The organism is Atlantibacter subterraneus, assembly GCF_007570865.1.
Lineage (GTDB): Bacteria > Pseudomonadota > Gammaproteobacteria > Enterobacterales > Enterobacteriaceae > Atlantibacter > Atlantibacter subterraneus.
This window is the reverse complement of record NZ_VLPS01000008.1, coordinates 404,610-430,112: the sequence shown is the minus strand read 5'-3', so window position 1 is coordinate 430,112 and position 25,503 is coordinate 404,610. Positions and strand designations below refer to the sequence as shown.

Sequence of the window (25,503 nt, the reverse complement as noted above, 5' to 3'; positions counted from 1 at the left end):
AACTGTCACCAAAGTGTCCTATTTTGCTCATCGTAGCCACTAAACAACGAATTACGATCCAGCAGGAGACATTATGAAAGTTATGCGTACCACCGTCGCAACTGTTGTCGCCGCGACCTTATCGATGAGCGCTTTTGCCGTTAATGCTGCGGCGAGCCTGACTGGCGCCGGTGCAACCTTCCCTGCGCCGGTGTATGCCAAATGGGCAGATACCTACCAGAAGTCCACGGGCAGCAAAGTGAACTATCAGGGTATCGGCTCCTCCGGCGGCGTTAAGCAAATCATCGCGAATACCGTTGATTTTGGTGCCTCTGATGCGCCGCTGAGCGACGAAAAGCTTCAGCAGGAAGGCCTGTTCCAGTTCCCGACCGTGATTGGCGGCGTGGTGCTGGCAGTGAATCTTCAGGGCGTGAAATCCGGCGAACTGGTGCTGGATGGTAAAACCCTGGGTGATATCTACCTGGGTAAAATCAAAAAATGGGATGACGAAGCGATCGCTAAACTCAACCCTGGTCTGAAACTGCCGTCTCAGAACATCGCCGTGGTGCGTCGTGCTGACGGTTCCGGTACCTCCTTCGTATTCACCAGCTACCTGGCGAAAGTAAACGAAGAGTGGAAATCCAAAGTAGGCTCTGGCTCTACCGTTAACTGGCCGACCGGTCTGGGCGGTAAAGGCAACGACGGCATCGCCGCGTTCGTACAGCGTCTGCCTGGCTCTATCGGCTATGTGGAATACGCTTATGCCAAGCAGAACAACCTGGCGTACACCAAACTGGTTTCTGCTGATGGCAAACCGGTAAGCCCGACCGAAGAGAGCTTCTCTAACGCCGCCAAAGGCGTTGACTGGAGTAAATCCTTCGCTCAGGACCTGACCAACCAGAAAGGTGACGAGGCGTGGCCGATTACGTCCACTACCTTCATCCTGGTGCACAAAGAGCAGAAGAAACCGGAACAGGGCGCTGAAGTGCTGAAGTTCTTCGACTGGGCGTTTAAAGATGGCGCGAAACAGGCCAATGACCTGGATTACGCCAGCCTGCCGGACAGCGTGGTTGAGCAGATTCGTGCTGCATGGAAAACCAACGTGAAAGACAGCAGCGGTAAAGCGTTGTACTGATTTGCCCCTGAGCCGCCGGGAATAAATTTTCCGGCGGACGCATCACGGGTAATGGCAATACCCTGAAAACTGGCGATAATGCCGGCTTTCAGGGTTCTGACAAAAGAGTGAATTATGGCTGCCACTAAGCCTGCATTTACCCCTCCGGGGAAAAACGGTGACATGATATTCAGCGCGCTGGTAAAACTGGCTGCGCTGATTGTGCTATTGCTGATGGGCGGCATTATCGTGTCCCTGGTCATCTCCTCATGGCCAAGCATTCAAAAATTCGGCTTCTCGTTCCTGTGGACTAAAGAGTGGGATGCGCCGAATGACATCTACGGCGCGTTAGTGCCGATCTACGGAACCCTGGTAACCTCGTTTATCGCCCTGCTGATTGCGGTGCCGGTGAGCTTTGGTATCGCCCTGTTCCTGACCGAGCTGGCCCCCAACTGGCTGAAGCGCCCGCTGGGTATTGCGATTGAATTGCTGGCGGCTATCCCGAGTATCGTTTACGGCATGTGGGGCCTGTTTATCTTCGCCCCGCTGTTCGCCACTTATTTCCAGGAGCCGGTGGGCAATGTGCTCTCCAATATTCCGTTCGTTGGCGCGCTGTTCTCCGGCCCGGCGTTCGGTATCGGTATCCTGGCCGCGGGCGTCATCCTCGCCATCATGATCATTCCGTACATTGCCGCGGTAATGCGTGATGTGTTTGAGCAAACGCCGGTGATGATGAAAGAGTCGGCCTACGGCATCGGCTGTACCACCTGGGAAGTGATCTGGCGTATCGTGCTGCCGTTTACCAAAAACGGCGTGATCGGCGGCGTGATGCTCGGACTGGGCCGCGCGCTGGGCGAAACCATGGCGGTGACCTTTATTATCGGCAACACCTACCAGCTCGACAGCGCCTCGCTGTATATGCCGGGCAACAGTATTACCTCCGCGCTGGCCAACGAATTCGCCGAAGCGGAATCCGGCCTGCACGTAGCCGCGCTGATGGAACTGGGTCTGATCCTGTTCGTGATTACCTTTATCGTGCTGGCGATCTCTAAAGTGATGATTATGCGTCTGGCGAAAAACGAGGGGGCACGCTAATGGCGACCATCGAATTGCAATCCTCTCAGGAACTGGCGGAATCGCGCCGCAAAATGCAGGCGCGCCGCCGGACTAAAAACCGCATCGCGCTGACGCTGTCGATGGCCACGATGGCTTTCGGCCTGTTCTGGCTGATCTGGATTTTAGTCTCGACGATCACTCGCGGCTTTGACGGCATGTCGCTGGCGCTGTTTACCGAAATGACCCCGCCGCCGAACACGGCGGGCGGCGGTCTGGCCAACGCCCTGGCGGGCAGTGGGTTACTGATCCTGTGGGCTACCGTATTTGGTACGCCGCTGGGCATCATGGCGGGCATCTATCTGGCTGAATATGGCCGTAAATCCTGGCTTGCCGAAGTGATCCGCTTTATTAACGATATCCTGCTTTCTGCCCCGTCGATTGTGGTTGGCCTGTTTGTCTATACCATCGTGGTAGCGCAGATGGAGCACTTCTCCGGCTGGGCAGGCGTGATCGCGCTGGCGCTGCTGCAAATTCCTATCGTTATCCGCACTTCCGAGAACATGCTGAAGCTGGTGCCGGATAGCCTGCGTGAAGCGGCCTATGCGCTGGGTACACCGAAGTGGAAGATGATTTCCGCGATCACCCTGAAAGCCTCGGTCTCCGGGATTATCACCGGCGTTCTGCTGGCGGTGGCGCGTATTGCAGGTGAAACGGCTCCGCTGCTGTTTACCGCGCTGTCTAACCAGTTCTGGAGCACCGATATGATGCAGCCTATCGCTAACCTGCCGGTGACCATCTTTAAATTCGCCATGAGCCCGTTTGCCGAATGGCAACAGCTGGCCTGGGCCGGGGTACTGATTATTACCCTCTGCGTCCTGTTACTGAACATCCTTGCGCGCGTATTGTTCGCGAAGAGCAAACACGGTTAATTACTGCGGCGCGGCGGATGCGGCGTCGATGAGGAAAAGAAGACGATGAGTATGGTTGAACACACCCCCGGTAAAATTCAGGTTCGTGATTTGAACTTCTATTACGGGAAATTCCATGCCCTGAAAAATATCAGTCTGGATATCGCCAAAAACGAAGTGACGGCGTTTATCGGCCCGTCCGGCTGCGGCAAATCCACGCTGCTGCGTACCTTTAACAAAATGTTCGAGCTTTACCCGGAGCAGCGTGCGGAAGGCGAAATCCTGCTGGATGGCGAAAACATTCTGAATCACTCTCAGGACATCGCGCTGCTGCGCGCCAAAGTCGGGATGGTTTTCCAGAAGCCGACGCCGTTCCCGATGTCGATTTACGACAACATCGCGTTTGGCGTGCGCCTGTTTGAGAAGCTGTCGCGCAGCGATATGGACGAGCGCGTGCAGTGGGCTTTGACCAAAGCCGCATTATGGAATGAAACCAAGGATAAATTGCACCAGAGTGGGTACTCTCTCTCGGGTGGTCAGCAGCAGCGCCTGTGCATCGCGCGCGGTATTGCCATCCGCCCGGAAGTCCTGCTGCTGGATGAACCCTGTTCGGCGCTCGACCCGATCTCCACTGGCCGTATTGAAGAGCTGATCACCGAGCTGAAGCAGGATTACACCGTGGTTATCGTGACGCACAACATGCAGCAGGCGGCGCGTTGTTCTGACCATACTGCGTTTATGTATCTTGGCGAATTGATCGAGTTCAGCAACACGGATGACATCTTTACCAAGCCGAAGATGAAGCAAACGGAAGATTACATTACTGGCCGCTACGGTTGATGGGGAGTTAACCATGGACAATCTGAATCTCAACAAACATATTTCCGGTCAGTTTAATGCGGAGCTGGAACATATCCGCACCCAGGTGATGACAATGGGCGGGCTGGTGGAACAGCAGCTCTCTGACGCGATTACCGCTATGCACAACCAGGACGGTGAGCTGGCGAAGCGCGTGATTGAGGGCGATCAGCAGGTCAACATGATGGAAGTCGCCATCGATGAAGCCTGCGTGCGCATCATTGCCAAACGCCAGCCTACCGCCAGCGACCTGCGTCTGGTGATGGCGATCATTAAGACCATTGCCGAGCTGGAACGCATTGGCGATGTGGCGGACAAAATCTGCCGTACCGCGCTGGAGAAATTCTCCCAGCAGCACCAGCCGCTGCTGGTAAGCCTGGAATCCCTGGGCCGCCACACCGTGCAGATGCTGCACGATGTGCTGGATGCGTTCGCCCGTATGGATCTGGACGAAGCGGTGCGTATTTACCGCGAAGATAAAAAAGTAGACCAGGAGTATGAGGGCATCGTGCGCCAGCTGATGACCTATATGATGGAAGACTCGCGCACCATTCCCAGCGTGCTGACCGCCCTGTTCTGCGCCCGCTCTATCGAGCGTATCGGCGACCGCTGCCAGAATATTTGCGAGTACATTTTCTACTTCGTGAAGGGCCAGGATTTCCGTCACGTCGGCGGGGATGAGCTGGATAAGCTGCTGGCGGGCAAAGACCCGAAAGAGTAAAGCTACAACGCCAGCGAACGCTGGCGTTGTTCATTCAGGCTAGTCGGTAATATCCCAACCGCGCGCGCGCCACAGCTCAGGCAACTGCGACAGGGCGGTAAAAGAGGTGACTTTTGGATGATCGATCGGCTTGTTGTGCGGATCGGCGCAGAAGTAATACACCTCCATGCCCGCCGCCACACCCGCCATCGCGCCTGCGGACGAGTCATCTACCAGCACGCAGTTTTTCACATCCACCTGCATCGCATCGGCGGCGTGATGCATGATGGCCGGGTCCGGCTTCCAGCGTTGAATGTCATACCCGCTGTACAGCAGATCCGGGAAGTGGTCGAGCATGCCGGTTTTGCCCAGCGAGTGCTGCATTTTGGTGATCGGGCCGTTAGACACGATGCACATCGGCACTTTCATCTTCTTCAGCAATTGCGCAGCGCCGTCGATTTCCACCAGTTCGCTTTCAAACAGCCTGGCGACTTCAGCGCGATACACCGCTTCCAGATCGGCTTTGTTCAGGTTCACGCCGTGCTGATTGCTGATGGTATCGATGATTTCGTAGAGCTTTATCCCCTTGAAGGTCTTATGCACCTCCTCCAGATCGAGCTGGATGCCATATTGCGCAAACATATGCACGTAAGCTTTAGAGCAGATCACTTCGCTGTCGACTAACGTGCCATCACAGTCAAAAAATACCGCATCAATCCGGGACATGCCGTTTCCTTTTTTGAGAATGAAACGGCATTTTACCTGATTGCGCAAATTTTTGCCCCGCGCAAACGATCCCGTATAAGCAAAATCAATGAAAAAAAGTCTGTGACAGCCGTCAAACTGACGCTTTTTTGGTATAGGATAACCGGCGAATTTTCCCTCCTCATGTTCGGAAACTGATAATGAGCCAACAAAACGCTACTCCGGCTTCGCAACCGGGGGTGCTTGAGCGCGTGTTTAAACTGCGTGAACACGGCACAACCGCCCGTACCGAAGTGATTGCCGGTATCACGACTTTCCTGACGATGGTGTATATCGTTTTCGTAAACCCGCAAATTCTGGGCGCGGCTGGCATGGATACCAGCGCCGTCTTTGTGACGACCTGTCTGATCGCTGCCTTCGGCAGTATCCTGATGGGTTTATTCGCCAACCTGCCGGTGGCGCTGGCACCTGCGATGGGCCTTAACGCCTTTTTCGCGTTTGTGGTGGTGGGCGCAATGGGCCTTTCCTGGCAAATCGGCATGGGCGCGATTTTCTGGGGCGCGGTCGGCCTGCTGATCCTGACTATTTTCCGCGTGCGTTACTGGATGATCGCCAACATCCCGGTCAGCCTGCGCGTGGGCATTACCAGCGGTATCGGTCTGTTTATCGGCATGATGGGTCTGAAAAACGCCGGGATCATCGTGGCGAACCCGGAAACCCTGGTCACCATCGGTAATCTGACGTCCCACTCCACGCTGCTGGGCGCGCTGGGCTTCTTTATCATCGCCGTTCTGGCGTCGCGTAATATTCACGCTGCGGTACTGGTGTCTATCGTTGTCACCACGCTGCTGGGCTGGATGCTGGGCGATGTGCAGTATCATGGGATTGTTTCTGCGCCGCCGAGCGTGATGAGCGTAGTGGGCCAGGTGGATCTGGCGGGCTCGCTGAACATCGGCCTGGCGGGCGTTATTTTCTCTTTCATGCTGGTAAACCTGTTCGATTCCTCCGGTACCCTGATTGGCGTGACGGATAAAGCGGGCCTGACCGATGAAAAAGGCCGCTTCCCGCGCATGAAGCAGGCGCTGTATGTCGACAGTATTTCGTCGGTAACCGGTTCGTTTATCGGTACGTCGTCAGTGACCGCTTACATCGAATCGTCTTCCGGGGTGTCCGTAGGTGGCCGCACTGGCCTTACTGCCGTGATCGTCGGGCTGCTGTTCCTGCTGGTTATCTTCCTGTCACCGCTGGCGGGCATGGTACCGGGCTATGCGGCTGCGGGCGCGCTGATTTATGTGGGCGTGCTGATGACGTCAAGCCTGGCGCGCGTGAAGTGGGATGACCTTACCGAAGCGGTGCCGGCGTTTATCACTGCCGTGATGATGCCGTTTAGCTTCTCTATCACCGAAGGCATCGCGCTGGGCTTTATCTCCTACTGCGTGATGAAAGTGTTCACCGGCCGCTTCCGCGATCTGAGCGCCTGCGTGGTGGTGGTGGCGCTGCTGTTCACCCTGAAAATCGTGTTTATCGACGCGCATTAATCAACAAGGGCCAGCATTGCTGGCCCTTTTCACATCAGTTACGCACTCGCTGAATATACTCCCCAAACGCCGTTAACTGCCCGGTCAGATGGTCAAGGGTACTCTGGTCAATCACTTCGCCCGTCTGAGTATCCACTTTATTCTGGATCACCCCGCCCATAAACTCCGGCTTGTTCATCACCATGGCGTCAAGGAACACCAGGATCTGGCGCAGATGATACTGGCAGCGCGCGCCGCCAATGGCACCCATAGAACTGGTCTGGATCAGCACCGGCTTGCCCGCCAGCGGCTGGTTGGGCAGGCGCGACAGCCAGTCGATGGCGTTCTTCAGGCCGCCCGGCACCGAATAGTTATATTCCGGCGTGACAATCACTACGCCGTCGGCTTCGCGGATTTGCGCCGCAATCGCTTCCACGCTCTGCGGAAAACCTTCGTCCTGCTGGATATCAGCGTCATACAGCGGGATATCCGCGATGGTCGGCAGCGCGGCGATGTCCATCCCTGCCGGTGCCAGCTTCGGCAGCGTACGCGCAACCATGGCGTTAAACGAGCCTTTACGCAGGCTTCCCAGTAGTGTCACAACTTTTAGTGATTCAGACATGATGACTCCCTGACGTTACGGAATGCGGATGATTGAGTATATGAGCTTTTTCAGCCGGCAGGCTGGTAAAACGCATCAGGCGCGAGGCCTCATCGTTGCGACGGGTCGGAATGTCCGGCAGGATTTTCCAGTTCTGCTGATGGTATTGCCATAGCGTCAGCTTTTCGATGGCGGGCGAGGCGGCAACCGACCAAATCAGGATATCCTCCGCATCGCAAATCGATTCTACCTGAGGGCAGTTTGCCACCCGCAATTTACCGGCAGCGGGCTGGAGCTGTACCGTATCCGAGGCTTGATCCTTTTCACCCATCATTTTCAGCACGCTATGGCGTAACGTCACCAGCTGGGTTTTGGCTTCGATGACGTCGTGTTGCCTGGCGATCCACGTCGATTCATTACTGGTAAACGGATACGCCTGATCGCCGGTATTGGGTAACGAAAACCCGCGCGTGGTGCGCTGGAGCGCCATATCCAGGCCGCAGCGTCCTTCCGTTGTCAGCGCGACGCCTACTATATTCCCGGCGTAAGCGATGGAGAAATCCGCCATCTCGCGATCCCTAAACTGTGGTTTACCCTGCGGCGTGGTGTGAAGAGGAGGAAGGGTCTTAATACCAAAAAAGCGGAACATCATTTCGGCGAGCAACGAACGGGAAGCTAAAAAGCGCTGGCGTCGGTGTTCGGGTAACTGTCGCGCCAGCTCAAGACTTGCGGCGCACAGTCGTGGAGATAAGGGGGCGTCGGGGCTTAACAGTCCTCGAGCAAAATGCGTTGCCATTTGTCGCTCCATGATAATGGTCAGGGTAGGGAAACGATAATCAACATTATCGCGCATAGTTCTTAGGTTTTAATGCGGAATTAAGGTTTCGAAAAGCCCAAAACGTCACTTTTACAATTCATTAAGCTGAATGCTGTCGCTTTAACGAATCAGGAAACCGTGTCGATAGACCAGAATAGCCGCTCCGGGGAGGAGCGGCTCAGTAAGACGGGAAGTTGGCGAGCGTTGTGATTAACCGAATCGCGGCAACAGATGGAACACATTACCGAACCAGCAGAGGATGACGACAACACCGAACAAGATAACAATGGAAGGGATCAGGACGCCGCCCCATACGGTAAACATTTGATCTGGGAATTTTTTCCGCGCCTTTAAAGCGAGTGCGGCAGGAATGATTACCGCCCATACCGTTGCACACAATCCTGCGCCACCAATGCCATAGATAAAGCCATTAGGGAAAATCAGGTAGAGAACCGCAGGGGGGAGAAAGGTTAATAAAACGGTCTTCAGACGACCTGATGGCGAATTATCCATTTTGAATAAGTCTGCCAGATAATCAAATAATCCTAACGTCACGCCAAAGAACGAACTGGCTACGGCGAGGTTAGAAAACACCAGTAAGCAGAATTCTATAATCCCGTGTTGTTTAGTGCCGAGGAAAGATTTGACCAGCGAATCGACATTTCCGCCCGATGAGATAATTTCCTTGAAACTTTCCCGAGTAATATTACCCATCGTGCAATATAACCAGAACAGGTAAATAACCAGCGCCAACAGCGAGCCTAAAACGATACTTTTTATAAGTTTATCTTTTCGCTTTCCATAACAAATGATCAGGCTGGGAATATTTCCGTGAAAGCCAAAAGAGGCCAGGCACACGGGCATTGCCATGAAGATATACGGGAAGTAGGATGCATCAATGCCGCCGGTTCCACCAGCGTCCCGTAATATTGAATAGTCAACCTGGAAGAAAAACGAACCAAAAACAATAACAAAAGCAATGATTTTTATCCCCAGAAACAGGGAAGTGATCCTGCTTGCGGCTAATGAACTTATCCATAAGACGCTGGCAACAAACACGGCGGTACAAATACCAATAATTCGCGGATTGACGTGCGACCCCATGTTAATGGCGATAGTTTCGCTAATGATCGCGCCATTAGCAGAGATATAAGCATAGGTGAGGATATAGAGAACAAAGGCGACGGTAATACCGCTGACGATATTCCAGGTGTTGCCAAGTAAATCTTTAGTAATGGTGTTAAAACTGGAACCGACGGGATAGTTTAAGTTGGCTTCTAATAATAATAGCCCCGAGTGCAGCATTGAAAACCAGGCGATTATTAAAATGAAAGCGGCCCAGAAAAACCAGGCGCCTGCGAGATCAACAGGTAAAGCAAACATCCCCCCGCCAATCACCGTCCCAGCAATTACCATAACGCCCCAAAACGCTGAGTGTTTAGGATTCGAATTTTCTTCCATGATGCCTCATTAATTATAGCAAGCTATAATTGATAATGTTTGCAATAACTCAATGAAAGTTTATGGTTTTGGGTGGTTATTGCTAACCACCCAATCTCTTTGCTATTAAACTTCTTTAAGTTTAGCCGTGAAGTGACGTAATACTTTAGGCTCGTAGGTAAACGTCAGGCCTTTAATATTCGCCGCATTTTCTTTTACATGCTGGAATGCTTCAATGATGAAGTCCATATGCGTCTGGGTATAGGTTGCACGTGGAATCGTTAAGCGGAGCAATTCTGCCGGGCAGGGTAATTGTTTGCCGGTTTTGGGATCGCGACCCAACAGGAACGATCCAATTTCAACGGCCCGGATGCCAGCCACTTTATATAATTCGCAAGCAAGCGCCTGAGCAGGGAATTGCTCAGCAGGAATATGCGGTAATAATTTACCGGCATCAACAAATGCCGCATGGCCGCCCGCTTGCTGGCAGGTTACGCCAATGGCTTCAAGACCATCAACTAAATACTGTACCTGAGCGATACGGTAAGCCAGCCAGTCTTGCCCCATGCCATCATACAGGCCGGCCGCCAGACGCTCCATTGCGCCGCCTTCTAAACCGCCGTAGGTAGGGAAGCCTTCCTGGACTACGCAAAGGGTTCTGCACTCGGTATAAACATCCAGGAAACTGTCATCCTTGATGCAGAGTAATCCCCCCATCGGCACCATGGCGTCTTTTTTCGCGGACATGGCGAGCATATCTGCATATTTATAAGTTTCGCGGGTAATTTCCTGGATGCTCCAGTCTTTATATTCCGCTTCACGCTTCTGAATGAAATACGCGTTTTCTGCAAAACGTGCCGAGTCCATGACTACTGGAATATCGTATTTTTTAGCGATACGGTACATGGCTTTCAGGTTTGCTAACGATACCGGCTGGCCACCCGCAGAGTTACTGGTAATCGTTGCGACAATATACGGTACGTTATTGGCACCGACTTCATCAATCCCGCGCTCTAATCCTTCGAGATCGAAGTTACCTTTAAAGTCGTAGCGTACAGCGGTGTCGAAAGCTTCTTTAATATAAACGTTGCGAACAGTGCAACCGTTAATTTGGCTATGGCCTTGCGTGGTATCGAAGAAATAGTTTGAGAAAGCAACCATTTTGGTCCTGTCTAAACCTTTTTCCTGCTCACGTTTTTTGATTAACACCGGAATATAAATTTGTTCAGCGCCACGTCCCTGATGCGTAGGAATGGTGTGCTGATAGCCAAAAATATTTTTTACCGCGTCCGCTAACGCATAATAGCTGCGGCTACCGCTATAAGCTTCGTCACCGCGCAGCATCGCCGCTTGCATATTTTGCGTGACCGCGCCGGTACCGCTATCGGTCAATAAATCGATAAATACATCTTCGCTATCCAACAGGAATGGGTTCATCCCTGATTTAATAATGGCGCTTTCGCGATGCTCTCTGGTAGTGCGTTTAACGGGTTCGATCACTCTGATGCGGAACGGTTCAGGTAAATGCTTAAAGTTTTCCATTACATAATCCTTGGGTAATTCGATGATAAAGAACCTGGTGACTATTTATCGAGAAATAATCAAGAAAAAGTTTTTGAGTATGTCTTTTATAATCCGTAGCGCATTTATTGCTATTGCAGTGATTCACCTGAAATACGCGGCGTAAGCGTATCCAGGGCTGCATGCTGCAACCAAAATAATGAGCGGATTTATTCAGGGCATACCAAATCAATAGATTGTATGAAATCTATTTTATTTTTTGGTAGAGGTGGAGCGAAGAGAATTAAGGATGATGATAGGCAATGGTATTGTCAACATTAAACCATTTAGAGATGATGTATGTATTTAAGATAATCATGATTGAGTTATCCTGATTAGACACATTGCTACATTATGTTAATCAAAATATTTGTCCATCAGTGATTATTTTAATTGTGATTAATATCACAGTTAAAATCCAGAAAATAAACGCACATCACTTATTTATTAATCCAGGAAAATATCAGGAATCTCCTTGATTCAACGGTTTGGTTTGTCGCGATATTTATAGCGGGGAAAGAGGACGTGAAGCCGCAATAGCCTTCGGCTACTGCGGCATCGTGAAGCATTACTTGCCAATACAAAAGCTGGAAAAAATCCGTCCCAGCAAATCATCAGACGTAAATTCCCCGGTGATTTCGCTCAGGCTCTGCTGGGCGAGACGCAGTTCTTCCGCCAGCAGCTCGCCCGCCCATGCGCCCAGCAGCTGCGCTTTACCTTGCTCCAGATGCTGGGCGGCGGTTTCCAGCGCCTGCAAATGACGACGGCGCGCCAGGAAGCCGCCTTCCATATTGGTATCAAAGCCCATGCTGCGTTTCAGATGGTCGCGCAGCACGTCGACGCCATTGCCGGTACGTGCCGACAGGCGAATAAGTGAGTGACCATTCACTTCGCTTAGCCCCTGGGTTTCGCCGGTGATATCCGCTTTGTTACGCACCACGGTAATCGGCAACTTTTCCGGTAAGCGGGCGATAAAATCGGGCCAAATCGCTGCCGGATCGGTGGCATCGGTGGTGGTGCCGTCCACCATAAACAGCACCCGGTCCGCCTGCTCGATTTCCTGCCAGGCGCGTTCAATGCCAATGCGTTCGACTTCATCGCTGGCTTCGCGCAGACCGGCGGTATCGATGATATGCAGCGGCATGCCGTCAATGTGGATATGCTCGCGCAGTACATCGCGCGTGGTCCCGGCGATATCGGTGACAATCGCGGCCTCACGGCCCGCCAGTGCGTTCAGCAGGCTCGATTTTCCGGCGTTTGGCCGCCCGGCGATCACCACTTTCATCCCTTCACGCAGCAGGCTGCCCTGGCGCGCTTCGGCGCGTACCGCGTCGAGATCGGCCATTACGTCGTTAAGCTGCGCTTCGATTTTGCCATCGGAAAGGAAGTCGATCTCTTCATCCGGGAAGTCGATGGCCGCTTCCACGTAGATTCGCAGGTGAGTAAGTGCTTCCACCAACTGATTCACGCGGGTGGAAAATGCACCCTGCAATGAGTTGAGCGCCGAACGCGCCGCCTGCTCTGAGCTGGCGTCGATCAGGTCGGCAATCGCTTCGGCCTGGGCTAAATCGAGCTTATCGTTCAGGAAGGCGCGCTCGGAAAACTCGCCGGGCTTTGCGATGCGTACGCCGGGAATAGTCAGGATGCGCTTTAACAGCAGGTCAAGGATCACCGGGCCGCCGTGGCCCTGTAATTCCAGCACGTCTTCGCCGGTAAAGGAGTTAGGGCCAGGAAACCACAGGGCGATGCCCTGATCGAGCGCGGCGTTATCCACATCGCGAAACGGCAGATAGTCGGCATAGCGCGGCTTCGGCAGTTTGCCCAGCACCGCCTGCGCCACATCGCGCGCTTTCAGGCCGGAGATACGCAGAATGCCCACGCCGCCACGTCCCGGAGGGGTGGCCTGGGCGACGATAGTGTCGTTATGGCTCATGAAATTTCTCTGTGGTTTCTGTCTGTTAATACTGAACAATAAAAAAGGCGGTCTATCGACCGCCTTCCATATTAGCTTTTACCGACTATCGGATTAAGAGCTTTTCTTCTCGCGGCTATGTAGACCACGTTTCTCCAGACCACGATAAATCAGCTGCTGCTGAAGGATGGTCACCAGGTTGCTGACGATATAGTACAGCACCAGACCTGACGGGAACCACAGGAAGAAGACCGTAAAGATGACCGGCATAAAGGTCATGATCTTCTGCTGCATCGGGTCGGTCACGGTGGTCGGCGACATCTTCTGGATGAAGAACATCGTCACGCCCATCAGGATCGGCAGAATGTAGTACGGGTCCTGGGCTGACAAGTCATGGATCCACAGGGCGAACGGCGCATGGCGCAGCTCCACGGAACCCATCAGCATGTAGTACAGCGCAAGGAAGATAGGCATCTGAATCAGCAGCGGGAAGCAGCCACCCAGCGGGTTCACTTTTTCCGACTTGTACAGCGCCATCATTTCCTGGCTGATGCGTTGCTTATCATCGCCCAGACGCTCGCGCATCGCCTGAATCTTCGGCTGCAGCAAACGCATTTTCGCCATCGAGGTGTACTGCGCTTTAGTCAGCGGGTACATCACGCCACGAACGATAAAGGTGATAGCGATGATCGAGAAGCCCCAGTTGCCCAGGAAGCTGTGGATCCACTTCAGCAGCTTAAACAGCGGCTGAGAGATAAACCACAACCAGCCGTAATCCACGGTTAAATCCAGGTGCGGCGCAACGGCAGCCATTTTGTCCTGAATTTCCGGGCCAACCCACAGGGTGCTGCCCAGCGTGCCAGTCTGGCCAGGCTGAACCAGAACCGGTGCAGATTTATAACCAATTGCCGCTACGCCGTTACCCAGGTTAGCGGTATAGAAGTTATTCGCGCCGTCGTTACGTGGTACCCACGCGGTGGCGAAGTACTGTTGCAGCATCGCAACCCAGCCGCCGTTAGAGCTGACGTTCAGGTTCTCGTTATCGGCGATGGTGTCAAACTTGTATTTTTCATACTTCGCGTCAGGGGTCGAATACGCCGCGCCACGGAAGGTGTGCAACGCAAAGTTGTTGCTGCCGGTATCACGATGGGTTGGCAGATTGATGGTCTGCTTCAACTGGCCAAAGGTAGACAGCTCAAGCGGCTTCTCACTGGCGTTCTGCACGTTGTAGCCCACGTTCACCGCATATTCACCGCGCTTCAGGGTGAAGGATTTGGTAAAGGTGTTGCCTGCGGCATCGGTCCAGGTCAGCGGGATCACCAGCTCGTTCTGGCCGTCAGCCAGCGCAAAGCTATCGCTCTCAACGTTATACAGCGGACGCGCGCCGTTAGCCGGGTTATCCGGGCCGTCGCGGCCAGTCAGGCCACTTTGTGCCTGATAGATAAACTGCGGCGTGGTTTCCAGCAGTTGGAACGGTTCGTTAGAACCCAGCTCTTTCGGGTAGCCCAAAAGCAGAGCCTGCTCAATATCACCACCACGCGTGTTGATGGTAAGAGACAGGACGTCGGTTTTAACCGTAATGAGTTTCCCCTGGCCACTGGCTGGTACGCCCTGGCTGGCACTACCCGCTGCGGTGGTCGTAGTCTGCGTGGTCTGCTGTTGCTGGGGCTGAGGATTTTTATCCTGCTCCCAGGCTTGCCAGATCATGAAAGACACGAACAACAAAGCGATGAGAAGGAGATTGCGTTGCGAATCCATCGTTAGTGTTCTCTGGTATCAAAAGGTCCTGGCGGGACGGGGTCGTCGCCACCTGGGTGTAAAGGGTGGCATTTTAATACGCGTTTCACTGTCAACCAACTGCCTTTTATCACTCCAAACCTGCGCAATGCCTCAATTCCGTAGTGAGAACAGGTTGGTGTGAAACGGCAGTGCGGCCCGAGAAGCGGACTTATCAGGCGTTGATAGACCCGGATGAGACCGATCAGGACTCGCGAGCCAGGCGACAATGGCGGCGCCATAACTTTTCCAATGCTTCCGAAAGCGCCCGATTATCGAGATCGGCAATACCGCGTTTCGCGACCACCACAAAATCCATCGGCGGGAGTTCATGCTGACGTAAACGAAAGCTTTCACGCGTCAGACGTTTAATCCGATTGCGCTCATGGGCACGTTTTACGTTTTTTTTCGCGACGGTAAGACCGATACGGGGATGCCCCAGCGAGTTAAGGCGGCCGAGGATGGTGATTTGCGGCGTGCCAGCCCGAAGTGGCTGCTGGAAGACGAAAGTGAAATGATTGGGAGTTAACAAACGTAACTCCCTGGGAAATGCGAGCTTAACCACCAGGCGGTTAGCTTTTATTACTTAGAAACGGTCAGACGAGCGCGGCCTTTAGCACGACGACGTGCCAGAACCTGACGACCATTTTTAGTAGCCATACGAGCACGGAAGCCGTGAGAACGGTTGCGCTTCAGTACAGACGGTTGAAAAGTGCGTTTCATGGCGATTTCTACCTAAACTTGAATAAATTCACTGACTTTGCGTATGCGCGGACGGGCTGCCGAACGACTCACGTCGAAGTCATGGATGATTAAAGAGGCCGGATTGTAATAATTGTACACTCCGGAGTCAATTCACTTTCCTTATTTACCGCGCTTTTCCGCCCCGTGGAGCACGAAAAACAAGCAGGAAACAGGCCGTAAAATCCGCGCCATAACGCGCCGGGTGGGGAATTATACGGGCATGACAATAAAGTGCAAGGATCCGGCGGGATCCCCGTTAGATCGTTTCTCCCATTTTTATACGATCGTCATTAAATTTTCCGATATAGCGGGCAATAAGACACACGCGCCCGCAACGATCGATTACACTTAGTCGGCCCGATCCCCCCTGTGGATAAATCAGGAAGAATCTGTGAGAAACAGAAGATCTCTGGCGCGCTTTACGCTATGATCCGCGGTCCCGATCGCGATCCGTTGATCCAGACATCGGGGTAATACCGCAGATAGCGGTTCACGCGCTCCCTCTTCGGGCTTGTCAGCGCGTGTCAACAATCATGAATGTTTCAGTCTTCGTCTATCGACGTTGTTCGAGTGGAGTCCGCCGTGTCACTTTCGCTTTGGCAGCAGTGTCTTGCCCGATTGCAGGATGAGTTACCAGCCACAGAATTCAGTATGTGGATACGCCCCCTACAGGCGGAACTGAGCGACAACACGCTGGCTTTGTATGCGCCAAACCGTTTCGTGCTCGATTGGGTCAGGGATAAGTACCTCAATAATATTAACGGCCTGCTGAATGATTTCTGCGGTGCTGACGCCCCGCTGCTGCGTTTTGAAGTGGGAACCAAGCCCGTGGTGCGCAGTAATGCCATCCCGGCAAGCCAGGCCAAACCCGCCCAGGTTGCGCCTGCCGCACCGGCGCGCCCGGCATGGGATAATGTGCCTGCGCCTGCGGAGCCGTCATATCGCTCCAACGTTAACGTTAAACACACCTTTGATAATTTCGTTGAGGGTAAATCCAACCAGCTGGCGCGCGCGGCGGCCCGTCAGGTGGCGGATAATCCTGGCGGCGCGTATAACCCGCTGTTCCTGTATGGTGGAACCGGCCTGGGTAAAACGCACCTGCTGCACGCGGTAGGCAACGGCATCATGGCGCGTAAACCCAATGCCAAAGTGGTTTACATGCACTCAGAACGCTTCGTTCAGGACATGGTGAAAGCGCTGCAGAACAACGCCATTGAAGAGTTCAAACGCTATTACCGTTCGGTGGACGCGCTGTTAATTGACGATATTCAATTTTTCGCCAACAAAGAGCGTTCGCAGGAAGAGTTTTTCCACACCTTTAACGCCCTGCTGGAAGGCAATCAGCAGATCATTCTTACCTCGGATCGTTATCCAAAAGAGATCAACGGGGTGGAGGATCGTCTGAAATCGCGCTTCGGCTGGGGGCTGACGGTTGCCATTGAACCGCCAGAGTTAGAAACGCGCGTCGCGATCCTGATGAAAAAGGCCGACGAGAACGATATTCGCCTGCCGGGTGAAGTGGCGTTCTTTATCGCCAAACGCCTGCGATCCAACGTGCGTGAGCTGGAAGGCGCACTGAACCGGGTGATCGCCAACGCCAACTTTACCGGGCGGGCGATTACCATCGACTTCGTGCGTGAAGCCCTGCGCGATCTGCTGGCGCTTCAGGAAAAGCTGGTCACCATCGACAATATTCAAAAGACGGTGGCGGAGTATTACAAGATCAAGGTGGCGGATTTGCTCTCCAAACGGCGCTCCCGTTCGGTAGCGCGTCCGCGCCAGATGGCGATGGCGCTGGCCAAAGAGCTAACCAACCACAGCCTGCCGGAAATCGGCGATGCGTTTGGTGGCCGCGACCATACCACGGTTCTCCACGCCTGCCGTAAGATTGAGCAGTTGCGTGAAGAAAGCCATGATATCAAAGAAGATTTCTCCAATTTAATCAGAACATTATCTTCGTGACGCTATGAAATTTACCGTTGAACGTGAACATTTATTAAAACCGCTCCAGCAGGTTAGCGGCCCGTTAGGCGGCCGTCCGACGTTACCGATCCTCGGAAACCTGCTGTTGCAGGTGACGGACGGGACCCTTTCGCTGACCGGAACCGATCTCGAAATGGAGATGATCGCGCGCGTGGCGCTGTCGCTACCGCACCAGGCGGGCGCGACCACCGTGCCGGCGCGCAAATTCTTCGATATCTGCCGTGGCTTGCCGGAAGGGGCGGAAATCGCCGTTACGCTGGAAGGCGACAGAATGCTGGTGCGCTCCGGGCGCAGCCGCTTCTCGCTGTCTACGTTACCGGCGGCGGACTTCCCGAATCTGGACGACTGGCAGAGCGAAGTGGAGTTCACGCTCCCGCAGGCCACCATGAAGCGCCTGATCGAAGCGACCCAGTTCTCCATGGCCCATCAGGACGTGCGGTATTACCTGAACGGGATGCTGTTTGAAACCGAAGGCGAAGAGCTGCGCACCGTGGCGACCGACGGACATCGTCTGGCGGTATGCGCGATGCCGGTAGGCCAACCGCTGCCAAACCATTCGGTGATCGTGCCGCGTAAAGGCGTGCTGGAGCTGATGCGTATGCTCGATGGCGGCGACAGCCCGCTGCGCATTCAGATTGGCAGCAACAATATTCGCGCTCACGTTAACGACTACATCTTCACCTCCAAGCTGGTGGATGGCCGTTTCCCTGACTATCGTCGCGTATTGCCGAAAAATCCGGATAAACACCTGGATGCGGGCTGTGACCTGCTGAAACAGGCATTCGCCCGGGCGGCTATTCTCTCTAACGAGAAGTTCCGCGGCGTGCGTCTGTACGTCAGCGAAAACCAGCTGAAAATCACCGCTAACAACCCGGAACAGGAAGAAGCCGAAGAGATCCTCGACGTGACCTACGCGGGCACCGAGATGGAGATCGGTTTTAACGTTAGCTACGTGCTGGACGTGCTGAATGCGCTTAAGTGCGAAAATGTGCGCATTCTGCTGACGGACTCGGTATCGAGTGTACAGATTGAAGATGCCGCATCGCAGTCGGCTGCTTACGTTGTTATGCCAATGAGACTGTAATGTCGCTCACCCGCTTGTTAATCCGCGACTTTCGCAACATCGAAAGCGCGGATCTCCAACTTTCTCCCGGCTTTAACTTCCTGGTTGGCGCGAACGGCAGCGGCAAAACCAGCGTGCTGGAAGCTATCTATACGCTCGGCCATGGCCGGGCGTTTCGCAGTTTGCAGATTGGCCGGGTCATCCGCCACGAGCAGGACGCGTTTGTGCTGCATGGCCGCTTACAAGAGGGCGAGCGGGAAACGGCGATCGGCCTGACCAAAGATCGCGACGGCGACAGTAAAGTGCGCATCGACGGCACCGATGGCCATAAAGTGGCGGAGCTGGCGCTGATGATGCCGATGCAATTAATTACCCCCGAGGGGTTTACTTTGCTCGGCGGCGGCCCCAAATACCGTAGAGCGTTCCTGGATTGGGGATGCTTTCACAATCAGGCGGGCTTCTTTGTCGCCTGGAGCAATTTAAAGCGGCTGCTCAAGCAGCGTAACGCCGCGCTGCGCCAGGTAACCCGCTACGAACAGCTTCGCCCGTGGGACAAAGAACTGATCCCCCTGGCCGAACAAATCAGCCAATGGCGTAGTGATTACAGCCGCGCCATCGCCGAAGATATGGCAGACACCTGCCAGCAATTTTTACCTGAATTCACGCTTACCTTCTCTTTCCAGCGCGGCTGGGAAAAAGAAAGCGATTATGCCGACGTGCTGGCGCGCAATTTTGAGCGCGACAGAATGTTGACCTATACCGCGCACGGGCCGCATAAAGCGGATTTTCGGATCCGTGCCGACGGTGCCCCGGTAGAGGACACGCTGTCCCGCGGGCAGCTCAAACTGCTGATGTGCGCGTTGCGTCTGGCGCAGGGTGAGTTTTTAACCCGAGAGAGCGGACGCCGCTGTCTCTACCTGATAGATGATTTTGCCTCTGAACTGGATGATGCACGTCGTGGCCTGCTGGCGAGCCGCTTAAAGGCGACTCAGTCACAAGTCTTTGTGAGTGCGATAAGTGCAGAACATGTGATGGATATGGCGGACAAAAATTCGAAGATGTTCGCCGTGGAACAGGGTAAAATAACGGATTAACCCAAGAACTAATGAGCGAGAAACGTTGATGTCGAATTCCTATGACTCCTCGAGTATCAAAGTCCTGAAAGGGCTGGATGCGGTGCGTAAGCGCCCGGGTATGTATATCGGCGACACGGATGACGGCACCGGTCTGCACCACATGGTATTTGAGGTGGTAGATAACGCTATCGACGAAGCGCTCGCCGGACACTGTAAAGACATCGTCGTCACGATCCATGCCGATAACTCCGTTTCCGTAACGGATGATGGCCGTGGTATTCCGACTGGCATTCACCCGGAAGAAGGGGTGTCTGCGGCGGAAGTGATCATGACGGTGCTCCACGCGGGCGGTAAGTTCGACGATAACTCCTATAAAGTTTCTGGCGGCCTGCACGGCGTAGGCGTATCAGTGGTCAACGCCCTGTCCCAGAAGCTTGAACTGGTGATCCGCCGTGAAGGCAAAGTTCATCAGCAAACCTACGTACACGGTGTGCCGCAAGCGCCGCTGGCGGTAACGGGTGAAACAGAAGCAACGGGCACCCAGGTGCGTTTCTGGCCGAGCCATGAAACCTTCACCAATGTGACCGAATTTGAATATGACATCCTGGCGAAACGCCTGCGTGAGCTCTCCTTCCTGAACTCCGGCGTGTCCATTCGTCTACGCGATAAGCGTGACGGCAAAGAGGACCATTTCCACTACGAAGGCGGCATCAAGGCGTTTGTTGAGTACCTGAACAAGAACAAAACGCCTATCCACCCGAACATTTTCTATTTCTCCACCGAGAAAGACGGCATCGGCGTGGAAGTGGCGCTGCAGTGGAACGATGGTTTCCAGGAAAACATCTACTGCTTCACGAACAACATTCCGCAGCGCGATGGCGGTACGCACCTGGCAGGCTTCCGTGCGGCGATGACCCGTACTCTGAACGCCTACATGGACAAAGAAGGCTACAGCAAAAAAGCCAAAGTCAGCGCCACCGGCGACGATGCGCGTGAAGGCCTGATTGCCGTGGTATCCGTGAAAGTGCCGGACCCGAAATTCTCCTCCCAGACCAAAGACAAGCTGGTCTCTTCCGAGGTGAAATCGGCAGTAGAACAGCAGATGAACGAACTGCTGGGCGAATACCTGCTGGAAAACCCGAACGACGCCAAAATCGTGGTGGGCAAAATCATCGATGCCGCCCGTGCCCGTGAAGCGGCGCGCCGCGCCCGTGAAATGACCCGTCGTAAAGGCGCGCTGGATCTGGCTGGCCTGCCGGGCAAACTGGCGGATTGCCAGGAACGCGACCCGGCCCACTCTGAACTTTACCTGGTGGAAGGGGACTCGGCGGGCGGCTCTGCCAAGCAGGGGCGTAACCGTAAGAACCAGGCGATCCTGCCGCTGAAGGGTAAAATCCTCAACGTAGAGAAAGCCCGTTTTGACAAAATGCTGGCTTCTCAGGAAGTGGCAACGCTGATCACCGCGCTGGGCTGCGGCATTGGCCGTGATGAATACAACCCGGACAAACTGCGCTACCACAGCATCATCATCATGACCGATGCGGACGTCGACGGCTCGCACATTCGTACTCTGCTGTTGACCTTCTTCTATCGCCAGATGCCGGAAATCATTGAGCGCGGCCACGTGTATATCGCCCAGCCGCCGCTGTACAAAGTGAAAAAAGGCAAGCAGGAACAGTACATCAAAGATGATGAAGCGATGGATCAGTACCAGATTTCCATCGCGCTGGATGGCGCAACCCTGCACACCAACGCCAACGCGCCTGCCCTGGCGGGTGAAGCGCTGGAGAAGCTGGTGGCCGAGTTCAACGCCGTTCAGAAGATGATCAACCGCATGGAGCGCCGCTACCCACGCGCCCTCTTAAAAGAGCTGGTGTACCAACCAACGCTGAGCGAAGCGGATCTGTCTGATGAAGCCAAAGTGACCCGCTGGATTTCCCAGCTGATCACCGAGCTGAACGAGAAAGAAACCCACGGCAGCGTCTGGAAATACGATATTCGTGAGAACCAGGAACTGCATCATTTCGAGCCGGTGGTGCGCGTGCGTACTCACGGCGTTGATACGGATTATGTACTGGATAACGAGTTCGTTATCGGCGCGGAATACCGCCGTCTGTGCACCCTCGGCGAGAAGCTGCGTGGTCTGATTGAAGACGATGCGTTTATCGAGCGCGGCGAACGCCGCCAGCCGGTAGAGAGCTTCGAGCAGGCGCTGGACTGGCTGGTGAAAGAGTCGCGTCGCGGCCTGGCAATCCAGCGTTATAAAGGTCTGGGCGAGATGAACCCGGATCAGCTGTGGGAAACCACCATGGACCCGGAAAGCCGCCGTATGCTGCGCGTTACCGTTAAAGATGCGATTGCCGCCGATCAGCTGTTTACGACTCTGATGGGCGATGCGGTTGAACCGCGCCGCGCCTTTATCGAAGAGAACGCCCTGAAAGCCGCAAATATCGATATTTAACGTTTTTCCGGTCATCAAAACTCGCCGCTCACCCGAGCGGCGTTTTTTTTGGCTACCCTTAGAGGGCGCTCACTGCCGAATGAAGTGGTTTTTTTGTGAGCGGAATCGCGTTAGCATGAACCAAACCCACTACCTCAAAAGATCCCCATGACGATAAAACTCATCGCAATTGATATGGACGGCACGCTTTTGCTGCCCGATCACACCATTTCGCCCGGTGTTAAAGACGCTATCGCAAAGGCGCGTGAACAGGGCGTTAACGTGGTGCTCACCACTGGCCGCCCTTACGCAGGGGTTCATAGCTACCTGAAAGAACTGCATATGGAGCAGCCGGGCGACTACTGCATCACCTACAACGGCGCGCTGGTGCAGAAAGCCAGCGACGGCAGCACCGTGGCGCAAACGCCGCTGAGCTATGACGATTATCGTTATCTGGAACAACTCTCCCGGGAAGTCGGTTCGCATTTCCACGCTCTCGACCGTAACACGCTGTATACCGCCAACCGCGATATCAGCTATTACACGGTGCATGAATCCTTTGTCGCCACCATTCCGCTGGTGTTCTGCGAAGCGGAGAAAATGGACCCGAACATGACGTTCCTGAAAGTCATGATGATTGATGAGCCAGCGGTGCTCGACAAAGCCATCTCGCGTATTCCGGCGGAAGTGAAAGAAAAATACACCGTGTTGAAAAGCGCGCCGTACTTTCTGGAGATCCTGGATAAGCGCGTCACCAAAGGCACCGGCGTGAAATCCCTGGCGGATGCGCTGAACATCAAACCGGAAGAGGTGATGGCGATCGGCGATCAGGAAAACGATATTGCGATGCTCGAATATGCCGGTATTGGCGTGGCGATGGGTAACGCGATTGATTCCGTCAAAGCCGTGGCGAATTTTGAAACCAAAACCAATCTCGAAGACGGCGTGGCGTACGCCATTGAGAAGTTCGTCCTGCAATAACCACCGCTTATCCTGCCGCCTGGAGCCTTCCCGGCGGCCTGCTTCTGTGTCTGCCTGGCGCTTTTACTCTCCCCCTATTCACGTTGATCGCCTCCCGATCCCTTCTCGAATGCGGATTGCTGTTTTTGTGATCTAAATTGTAGTACAACAATATTGTGTTGTACTACATTGTTACCGTCGTCATGGCTTCTCGCTTCACGTTTGTACTTCAAAACTGAGGCGGAAACCGGCGGTCACGGTAAAGTAAAGGGATGTGTGGATTACCAGGGAAAAGCCATGACACTGACCAAAACCGATCGCATCGCGATTACGCTGGGCCGCCAGATTGTGAGCGGAAAATATGTACCGGGCGCGGCGCTGCCCGCAGAAGCGGACCTATGCGAGGAGTTTGAAACCTCGCGCAACATTATCCGCGAAGTGTTTCGCACCCTGATTGCCAAACGGCTGATCGAAATGAAGCGCTACCGGGGGGCGTTTGTCGCGCCGCGCAACCAGTGGAACTACCTCGATACCGAGGTGCTGCAATGGGTGCTGGAAAATGACTATGACCCACGGCTGATTAGCGCCATGAGCGAGGTGCGAAATCTGGTGGAGCCGGCCATCGCCCGCTGGGCGGCGGAACGCGCCACCTCAAGCGATTTGGCGCAAATCGAAGCGGCGCTGAACGACATGGTCGCCAACAATCAGGATCGCGACGCCTTTAACGAGGCGGATATTCGCTATCACGAGGCGGTGCTGGCCTCGGTGCATAACCCGGTTTTACAGCAGTTGAATGTGGCGATCAGCTCATTGCAGCGCGCGGTATTTGAACGGACCTGGATGGGCGATGAAGCCAACATGCCGAAAACCCTTCAGGAGCATAAAGCGTTATTCGACGCCATCCGTCATCAGGATAGCGACGCGGCGGAGCAGGCGGCGCTGAATATGATCGCCAGCTCCACCCGCAGGCTTAAGGAAATCACATGACATCTCGTTATATCGCTATCGACTGGGGGTCAACCACTCTTAAGCACAGGCATTTATTCATGCGTATCGAGAGGCAATGAAATGAAAATAACCAAACTCACCACGTACCGGCTACCGCCCCGCTGGATGTTTTTAAAAATCGAAACCGACGAAGGCATCGTCGGCTGGGGCGAACCGGTAATTGAAGGCCGCGCCCGCACGGTTGAAGCAGCGGTTCATGAACTGGGCGAAATGTTAATTGGCCAGGATCCGGCGCGTATCAACGACCTGTGGCAGATTATGTATCGCGGCGGATTTTATCGCGGCGGCCCGATATTAATGAGTGCGATTGCCGGTATCGACCAGGCGCTGTGGGATATTAAAGGCAAAGTATTAAACGCGCCGGTCTGGCAATTAATGGGTGGCCTGGTGCGCGATAAAATTAAAGCCTACAGCTGGGTGGGCGGCGACCGTCCGGCGGAAGCGATCGCCGGGATTGAAACGCTGCGTAAAATTGGCTTCGACACCTTTAAATTAAACGGCTGCGAAGAATTAGGCGTGATTGACGATTCCCGTAAAGTTGATGCCGCCGTGAATACCGTGGCGCAAATTCGCGAAGCTTTTGGCAATACCATCGAATTTGGCCTGGATTTCCACGGTCGCGTCAGTGCGCCGATGGCGAAAATATTAATTAAGGAACTCGAACAATACCGCCCGCTATTTATTGAAGAGCCAGTATTAGCCGAGCAGGCGGAATATTACCCGCGCCTGGCCGCACAAACCCATATTCCGATTGCCGCAGGTGAACGTATGTTCTCGCGCTTTGAGTTTAAGCGGGTGCTGGAAGCGGGCGGCATCGCTATTTTGCAGCCGGATCTCTCCCACGCGGGCGGCATTACCGAATGCTTTAAAATCGCCGGGATGGCAGAAGCTTACGACGTCGGCCTGGCACCGCACTGCCCGCTCGGCCCGATTGCACTGGCGGCGTGTCTGCATATCGATTTTGTTTCCCGTAATGCCGTGCTACAGGAACAGAGTATGGGCATTCATTATAACCAGGGCGCAGAACTGCTCGATTTTGTTAAAAATAAACAAGACTTCGCGATGGATGGCGGCTATTTCCACCCGTTAATGAAACCGGGGCTCGGTGTGGAAATCGATGAACAACAGGTTATTGAACGCAGTAAAAGCGTGACTGACTGGCGTAATCCATTATGGCGACACGCGGATGGCAGCGTCGCGGAGTGGTAATCACGCGCTCAGCGAAAGTGAATTAAAAACGCCTCAGTAACAGCCGTAAAAAAATAATTCGATACATCACCCTCTGT

General features: G+C 54.1%; 24 protein-coding genes. 13 read left to right on the top strand and 11 right to left on the bottom strand.

Going from position 1 to position 25,503, the window contains the following annotated elements; genetic code table 11:
* Positions 1 to 73 precede the first annotated feature (73 nt).
* From pstS to phoU, 5 genes are all read left to right on the top strand, one after another.
* On the top strand, positions 74 to 1,114 hold the full coding sequence (gene pstS, locus FND52_RS16880; RefSeq protein ID WP_144132014.1) for a phosphate ABC transporter substrate-binding protein PstS: 1,041 nt from the start codon (positions 74 to 76) through the stop codon (positions 1,112 to 1,114).
* A 114-nt stretch (positions 1,115 to 1,228) separates the two neighbouring features.
* A complete protein-coding gene (gene pstC / locus FND52_RS16875) occupies positions 1,229 to 2,188 on the top strand; it encodes a phosphate ABC transporter permease PstC (RefSeq protein ID WP_125292909.1) in 960 nt (319 codons plus the stop codon).
* Entirely contained in the window at positions 2,188 to 3,078 is an 891-nt protein-coding gene (pstA, locus tag FND52_RS16870) for a phosphate ABC transporter permease PstA (protein ID WP_125292908.1), read from the top strand. The genes pstC and pstA overlap by 1 nt, the downstream gene beginning before the upstream one ends.
* A 45-nt stretch (positions 3,079 to 3,123) precedes the next feature.
* Complete coding sequence (pstB, locus tag FND52_RS16865; RefSeq protein ID WP_125292907.1) at positions 3,124 to 3,897, top strand: phosphate ABC transporter ATP-binding protein PstB; 774 nt, start codon at positions 3,124 to 3,126, stop codon at positions 3,895 to 3,897.
* A gap of 13 nt (positions 3,898 to 3,910) precedes the next feature.
* Positions 3,911 to 4,636: a phosphate signaling complex protein PhoU gene (phoU, locus tag FND52_RS16860; RefSeq protein WP_125292906.1), complete on the top strand. Its 726-nt coding sequence runs from the start codon at positions 3,911 to 3,913 to the stop codon at positions 4,634 to 4,636.
* A gap of 39 nt (positions 4,637 to 4,675) precedes the next feature.
* Here phoU and yieH read toward each other — a convergent pair whose 3' ends face one another.
* On the bottom strand, positions 4,676 to 5,341 hold the full coding sequence (gene yieH / locus FND52_RS16855) for a 6-phosphogluconate phosphatase (RefSeq protein ID WP_144132012.1): 666 nt from the start codon (positions 5,339 to 5,341) through the stop codon (positions 4,676 to 4,678).
* Positions 5,342 to 5,520: 179 nt separating this feature from the next.
* On the opposite strand from yieH, the gene FND52_RS16850 reads away from it, so the two are divergent.
* Positions 5,521 to 6,858, top strand: a complete 1,338-nt coding sequence (locus FND52_RS16850) for an NCS2 family permease (RefSeq protein ID WP_125292904.1) — start codon at positions 5,521 to 5,523, stop codon at positions 6,856 to 6,858.
* A gap of 34 nt (positions 6,859 to 6,892) precedes the next feature.
* Here FND52_RS16850 and FND52_RS16845 read toward each other — a convergent pair whose 3' ends face one another.
* The 10 genes from FND52_RS16845 to rpmH form a co-directional block, all read right to left on the bottom strand.
* Complete coding sequence (locus FND52_RS16845; RefSeq protein WP_125292903.1) at positions 6,893 to 7,459, bottom strand: NADPH-dependent FMN reductase; 567 nt, start codon at positions 7,457 to 7,459, stop codon at positions 6,893 to 6,895.
* Positions 7,452 to 8,234: a 4'-phosphopantetheinyl transferase family protein gene (locus tag FND52_RS16840; RefSeq protein ID WP_144132010.1), complete on the bottom strand. Its 783-nt coding sequence runs from the start codon at positions 8,232 to 8,234 to the stop codon at positions 7,452 to 7,454. The genes FND52_RS16845 and FND52_RS16840 overlap by 8 nt, the downstream gene beginning before the upstream one ends.
* Before the next feature lie 231 nt (positions 8,235 to 8,465).
* Positions 8,466 to 9,716 carry a low affinity tryptophan permease TnaB gene (gene tnaB / locus FND52_RS16835; protein ID WP_125292901.1) on the bottom strand — a complete coding sequence of 417 codons (1,251 nt, stop codon included), beginning with the start codon at positions 9,714 to 9,716 and terminating at the stop codon, positions 8,466 to 8,468.
* 105 nt (positions 9,717 to 9,821) lie between these two features.
* Positions 9,822 to 11,237, bottom strand: a complete 1,416-nt coding sequence (gene tnaA, locus FND52_RS16830; RefSeq protein WP_144132008.1) for a tryptophanase — start codon at positions 11,235 to 11,237, stop codon at positions 9,822 to 9,824.
* A 262-nt stretch (positions 11,238 to 11,499) separates the two neighbouring features.
* On the bottom strand, positions 11,500 to 11,574 hold the full coding sequence (tnaC, locus tag FND52_RS22130; protein ID WP_225989980.1) for a tryptophanase leader peptide: 75 nt from the start codon (positions 11,572 to 11,574) through the stop codon (positions 11,500 to 11,502).
* 249 nt (positions 11,575 to 11,823) lie between these two features.
* A complete protein-coding gene (gene mnmE / locus FND52_RS16820; protein ID WP_125292898.1) occupies positions 11,824 to 13,188 on the bottom strand; it encodes a tRNA uridine-5-carboxymethylaminomethyl(34) synthesis GTPase MnmE in 1,365 nt (454 codons plus the stop codon).
* A gap of 93 nt (positions 13,189 to 13,281) precedes the next feature.
* The gene (gene yidC / locus FND52_RS16815) at positions 13,282 to 14,925 is read right to left on the bottom strand and encodes a membrane protein insertase YidC (protein WP_125292897.1); all 1,644 of its coding nucleotides are present in this window, start codon (positions 14,923 to 14,925) and stop codon (positions 13,282 to 13,284) included.
* 2 nt (positions 14,926 to 14,927) lie between these two features.
* A complete protein-coding gene (gene yidD, locus FND52_RS16810) occupies positions 14,928 to 15,185 on the bottom strand; it encodes a membrane protein insertion efficiency factor YidD (RefSeq protein WP_072042720.1) in 258 nt (85 codons plus the stop codon).
* Entirely contained in the window at positions 15,149 to 15,508 is a 360-nt protein-coding gene (gene rnpA / locus FND52_RS16805; protein ID WP_002435532.1) for a ribonuclease P protein component, read from the bottom strand. Before rnpA ends, yidD begins: the two co-directional genes overlap by 37 nt.
* Positions 15,509 to 15,525: 17 nt before the next feature.
* Positions 15,526 to 15,666, bottom strand: coding sequence for a 50S ribosomal protein L34 (rpmH, locus tag FND52_RS16800; RefSeq protein WP_000831330.1), 141 nt, complete (start codon positions 15,664 to 15,666; stop codon positions 15,526 to 15,528).
* 603 nt (positions 15,667 to 16,269) lie between these two features.
* Here rpmH and dnaA point away from each other — a divergent pair.
* From dnaA to dgoD, 7 genes are all read left to right on the top strand, one after another.
* Positions 16,270 to 17,649, top strand: a complete 1,380-nt coding sequence (dnaA, locus tag FND52_RS16795; RefSeq protein WP_125292896.1) for a chromosomal replication initiator protein DnaA — start codon at positions 16,270 to 16,272, stop codon at positions 17,647 to 17,649.
* Positions 17,650 to 17,653: 4 nt separating this feature from the next.
* Positions 17,654 to 18,754, top strand: a complete 1,101-nt coding sequence (gene dnaN / locus FND52_RS16790; RefSeq protein WP_125292895.1) for a DNA polymerase III subunit beta — start codon at positions 17,654 to 17,656, stop codon at positions 18,752 to 18,754.
* Complete coding sequence (recF, locus tag FND52_RS16785) at positions 18,754 to 19,827, top strand: DNA replication/repair protein RecF (protein WP_125292894.1); 1,074 nt, start codon at positions 18,754 to 18,756, stop codon at positions 19,825 to 19,827. The genes dnaN and recF overlap by 1 nt, the downstream gene beginning before the upstream one ends.
* Positions 19,828 to 19,855: 28 nt before the next feature.
* A complete protein-coding gene (gyrB, locus tag FND52_RS16780) occupies positions 19,856 to 22,270 on the top strand; it encodes a DNA topoisomerase (ATP-hydrolyzing) subunit B (protein ID WP_125292893.1) in 2,415 nt (804 codons plus the stop codon).
* 147 nt (positions 22,271 to 22,417) lie between these two features.
* Positions 22,418 to 23,230: a sugar-phosphatase gene (yidA, locus tag FND52_RS16775; protein WP_144132006.1), complete on the top strand. Its 813-nt coding sequence runs from the start codon at positions 22,418 to 22,420 to the stop codon at positions 23,228 to 23,230.
* A gap of 276 nt (positions 23,231 to 23,506) precedes the next feature.
* Positions 23,507 to 24,196, top strand: a complete 690-nt coding sequence (dgoR, locus tag FND52_RS16770) for a D-galactonate utilization transcriptional regulator DgoR (protein ID WP_144132004.1) — start codon at positions 23,507 to 23,509, stop codon at positions 24,194 to 24,196.
* Between the two features lie 81 nt (positions 24,197 to 24,277).
* Positions 24,278 to 25,426 (top strand): galactonate dehydratase, encoded by a 1,149-nt coding sequence (gene dgoD / locus FND52_RS16765; RefSeq protein ID WP_125292890.1) that lies wholly within the window; start codon positions 24,278 to 24,280, stop codon positions 25,424 to 25,426.
* The last annotated feature ends 77 nt before the right edge of the window (positions 25,427 to 25,503 follow it).

Bases quoted from the DNA above. Each gene is read 5' to 3' on its own strand.
- pstA (WP_125292908.1), top strand. From the start codon at position 2,188: ATGGCGACCATCGAATTGCAATCCTCTCAGGAACTGGCGGAATCGCGC.
- dgoR (WP_144132004.1), top strand. From the start codon at position 23,507: ATGACACTGACCAAAACCGATCGCATCGCGATTACGCTGGGCCGCCAG.
- tnaA (WP_144132008.1), bottom strand. From the start codon at position 11,237: ATGGAAAACTTTAAGCATTTACCTGAACCGTTCCGCATCAGAGTGATC.
- rpmH (WP_000831330.1), bottom strand. From the start codon at position 15,666: ATGAAACGCACTTTTCAACCGTCTGTACTGAAGCGCAACCGTTCTCAC.
- FND52_RS16840 (WP_144132010.1), bottom strand. From the start codon at position 8,234: ATGGCAACGCATTTTGCTCGAGGACTGTTAAGCCCCGACGCCCCCTTA.
- pstC (WP_125292909.1), top strand. From the start codon at position 1,229: ATGGCTGCCACTAAGCCTGCATTTACCCCTCCGGGGAAAAACGGTGAC.
- dgoD (WP_125292890.1), top strand. From the start codon at position 24,278: ATGAAAATAACCAAACTCACCACGTACCGGCTACCGCCCCGCTGGATG.
- yieH (WP_144132012.1), bottom strand. From the start codon at position 5,341: ATGTCCCGGATTGATGCGGTATTTTTTGACTGTGATGGCACGTTAGTC.
- pstB (WP_125292907.1), top strand. From the start codon at position 3,124: ATGAGTATGGTTGAACACACCCCCGGTAAAATTCAGGTTCGTGATTTG.
- FND52_RS16845 (WP_125292903.1), bottom strand. From the start codon at position 7,459: ATGTCTGAATCACTAAAAGTTGTGACACTACTGGGAAGCCTGCGTAAA.
- pstS (WP_144132014.1), top strand. From the start codon at position 74: ATGAAAGTTATGCGTACCACCGTCGCAACTGTTGTCGCCGCGACCTTA.
- yidC (WP_125292897.1), bottom strand. From the start codon at position 14,925: ATGGATTCGCAACGCAATCTCCTTCTCATCGCTTTGTTGTTCGTGTCT.
- phoU (WP_125292906.1), top strand. From the start codon at position 3,911: ATGGACAATCTGAATCTCAACAAACATATTTCCGGTCAGTTTAATGCG.
- gyrB (WP_125292893.1), top strand. From the start codon at position 19,856: ATGTCGAATTCCTATGACTCCTCGAGTATCAAAGTCCTGAAAGGGCTG.
- recF (WP_125292894.1), top strand. From the start codon at position 18,754: ATGTCGCTCACCCGCTTGTTAATCCGCGACTTTCGCAACATCGAAAGC.
- mnmE (WP_125292898.1), bottom strand. From the start codon at position 13,188: ATGAGCCATAACGACACTATCGTCGCCCAGGCCACCCCTCCGGGACGT.
- tnaB (WP_125292901.1), bottom strand. From the start codon at position 9,716: ATGGAAGAAAATTCGAATCCTAAACACTCAGCGTTTTGGGGCGTTATG.
- dnaN (WP_125292895.1), top strand. From the start codon at position 17,654: ATGAAATTTACCGTTGAACGTGAACATTTATTAAAACCGCTCCAGCAG.
- yidD (WP_072042720.1), bottom strand. From the start codon at position 15,185: ATGGCGCCGCCATTGTCGCCTGGCTCGCGAGTCCTGATCGGTCTCATC.
- yidA (WP_144132006.1), top strand. From the start codon at position 22,418: ATGACGATAAAACTCATCGCAATTGATATGGACGGCACGCTTTTGCTG.
- FND52_RS16850 (WP_125292904.1), top strand. From the start codon at position 5,521: ATGAGCCAACAAAACGCTACTCCGGCTTCGCAACCGGGGGTGCTTGAG.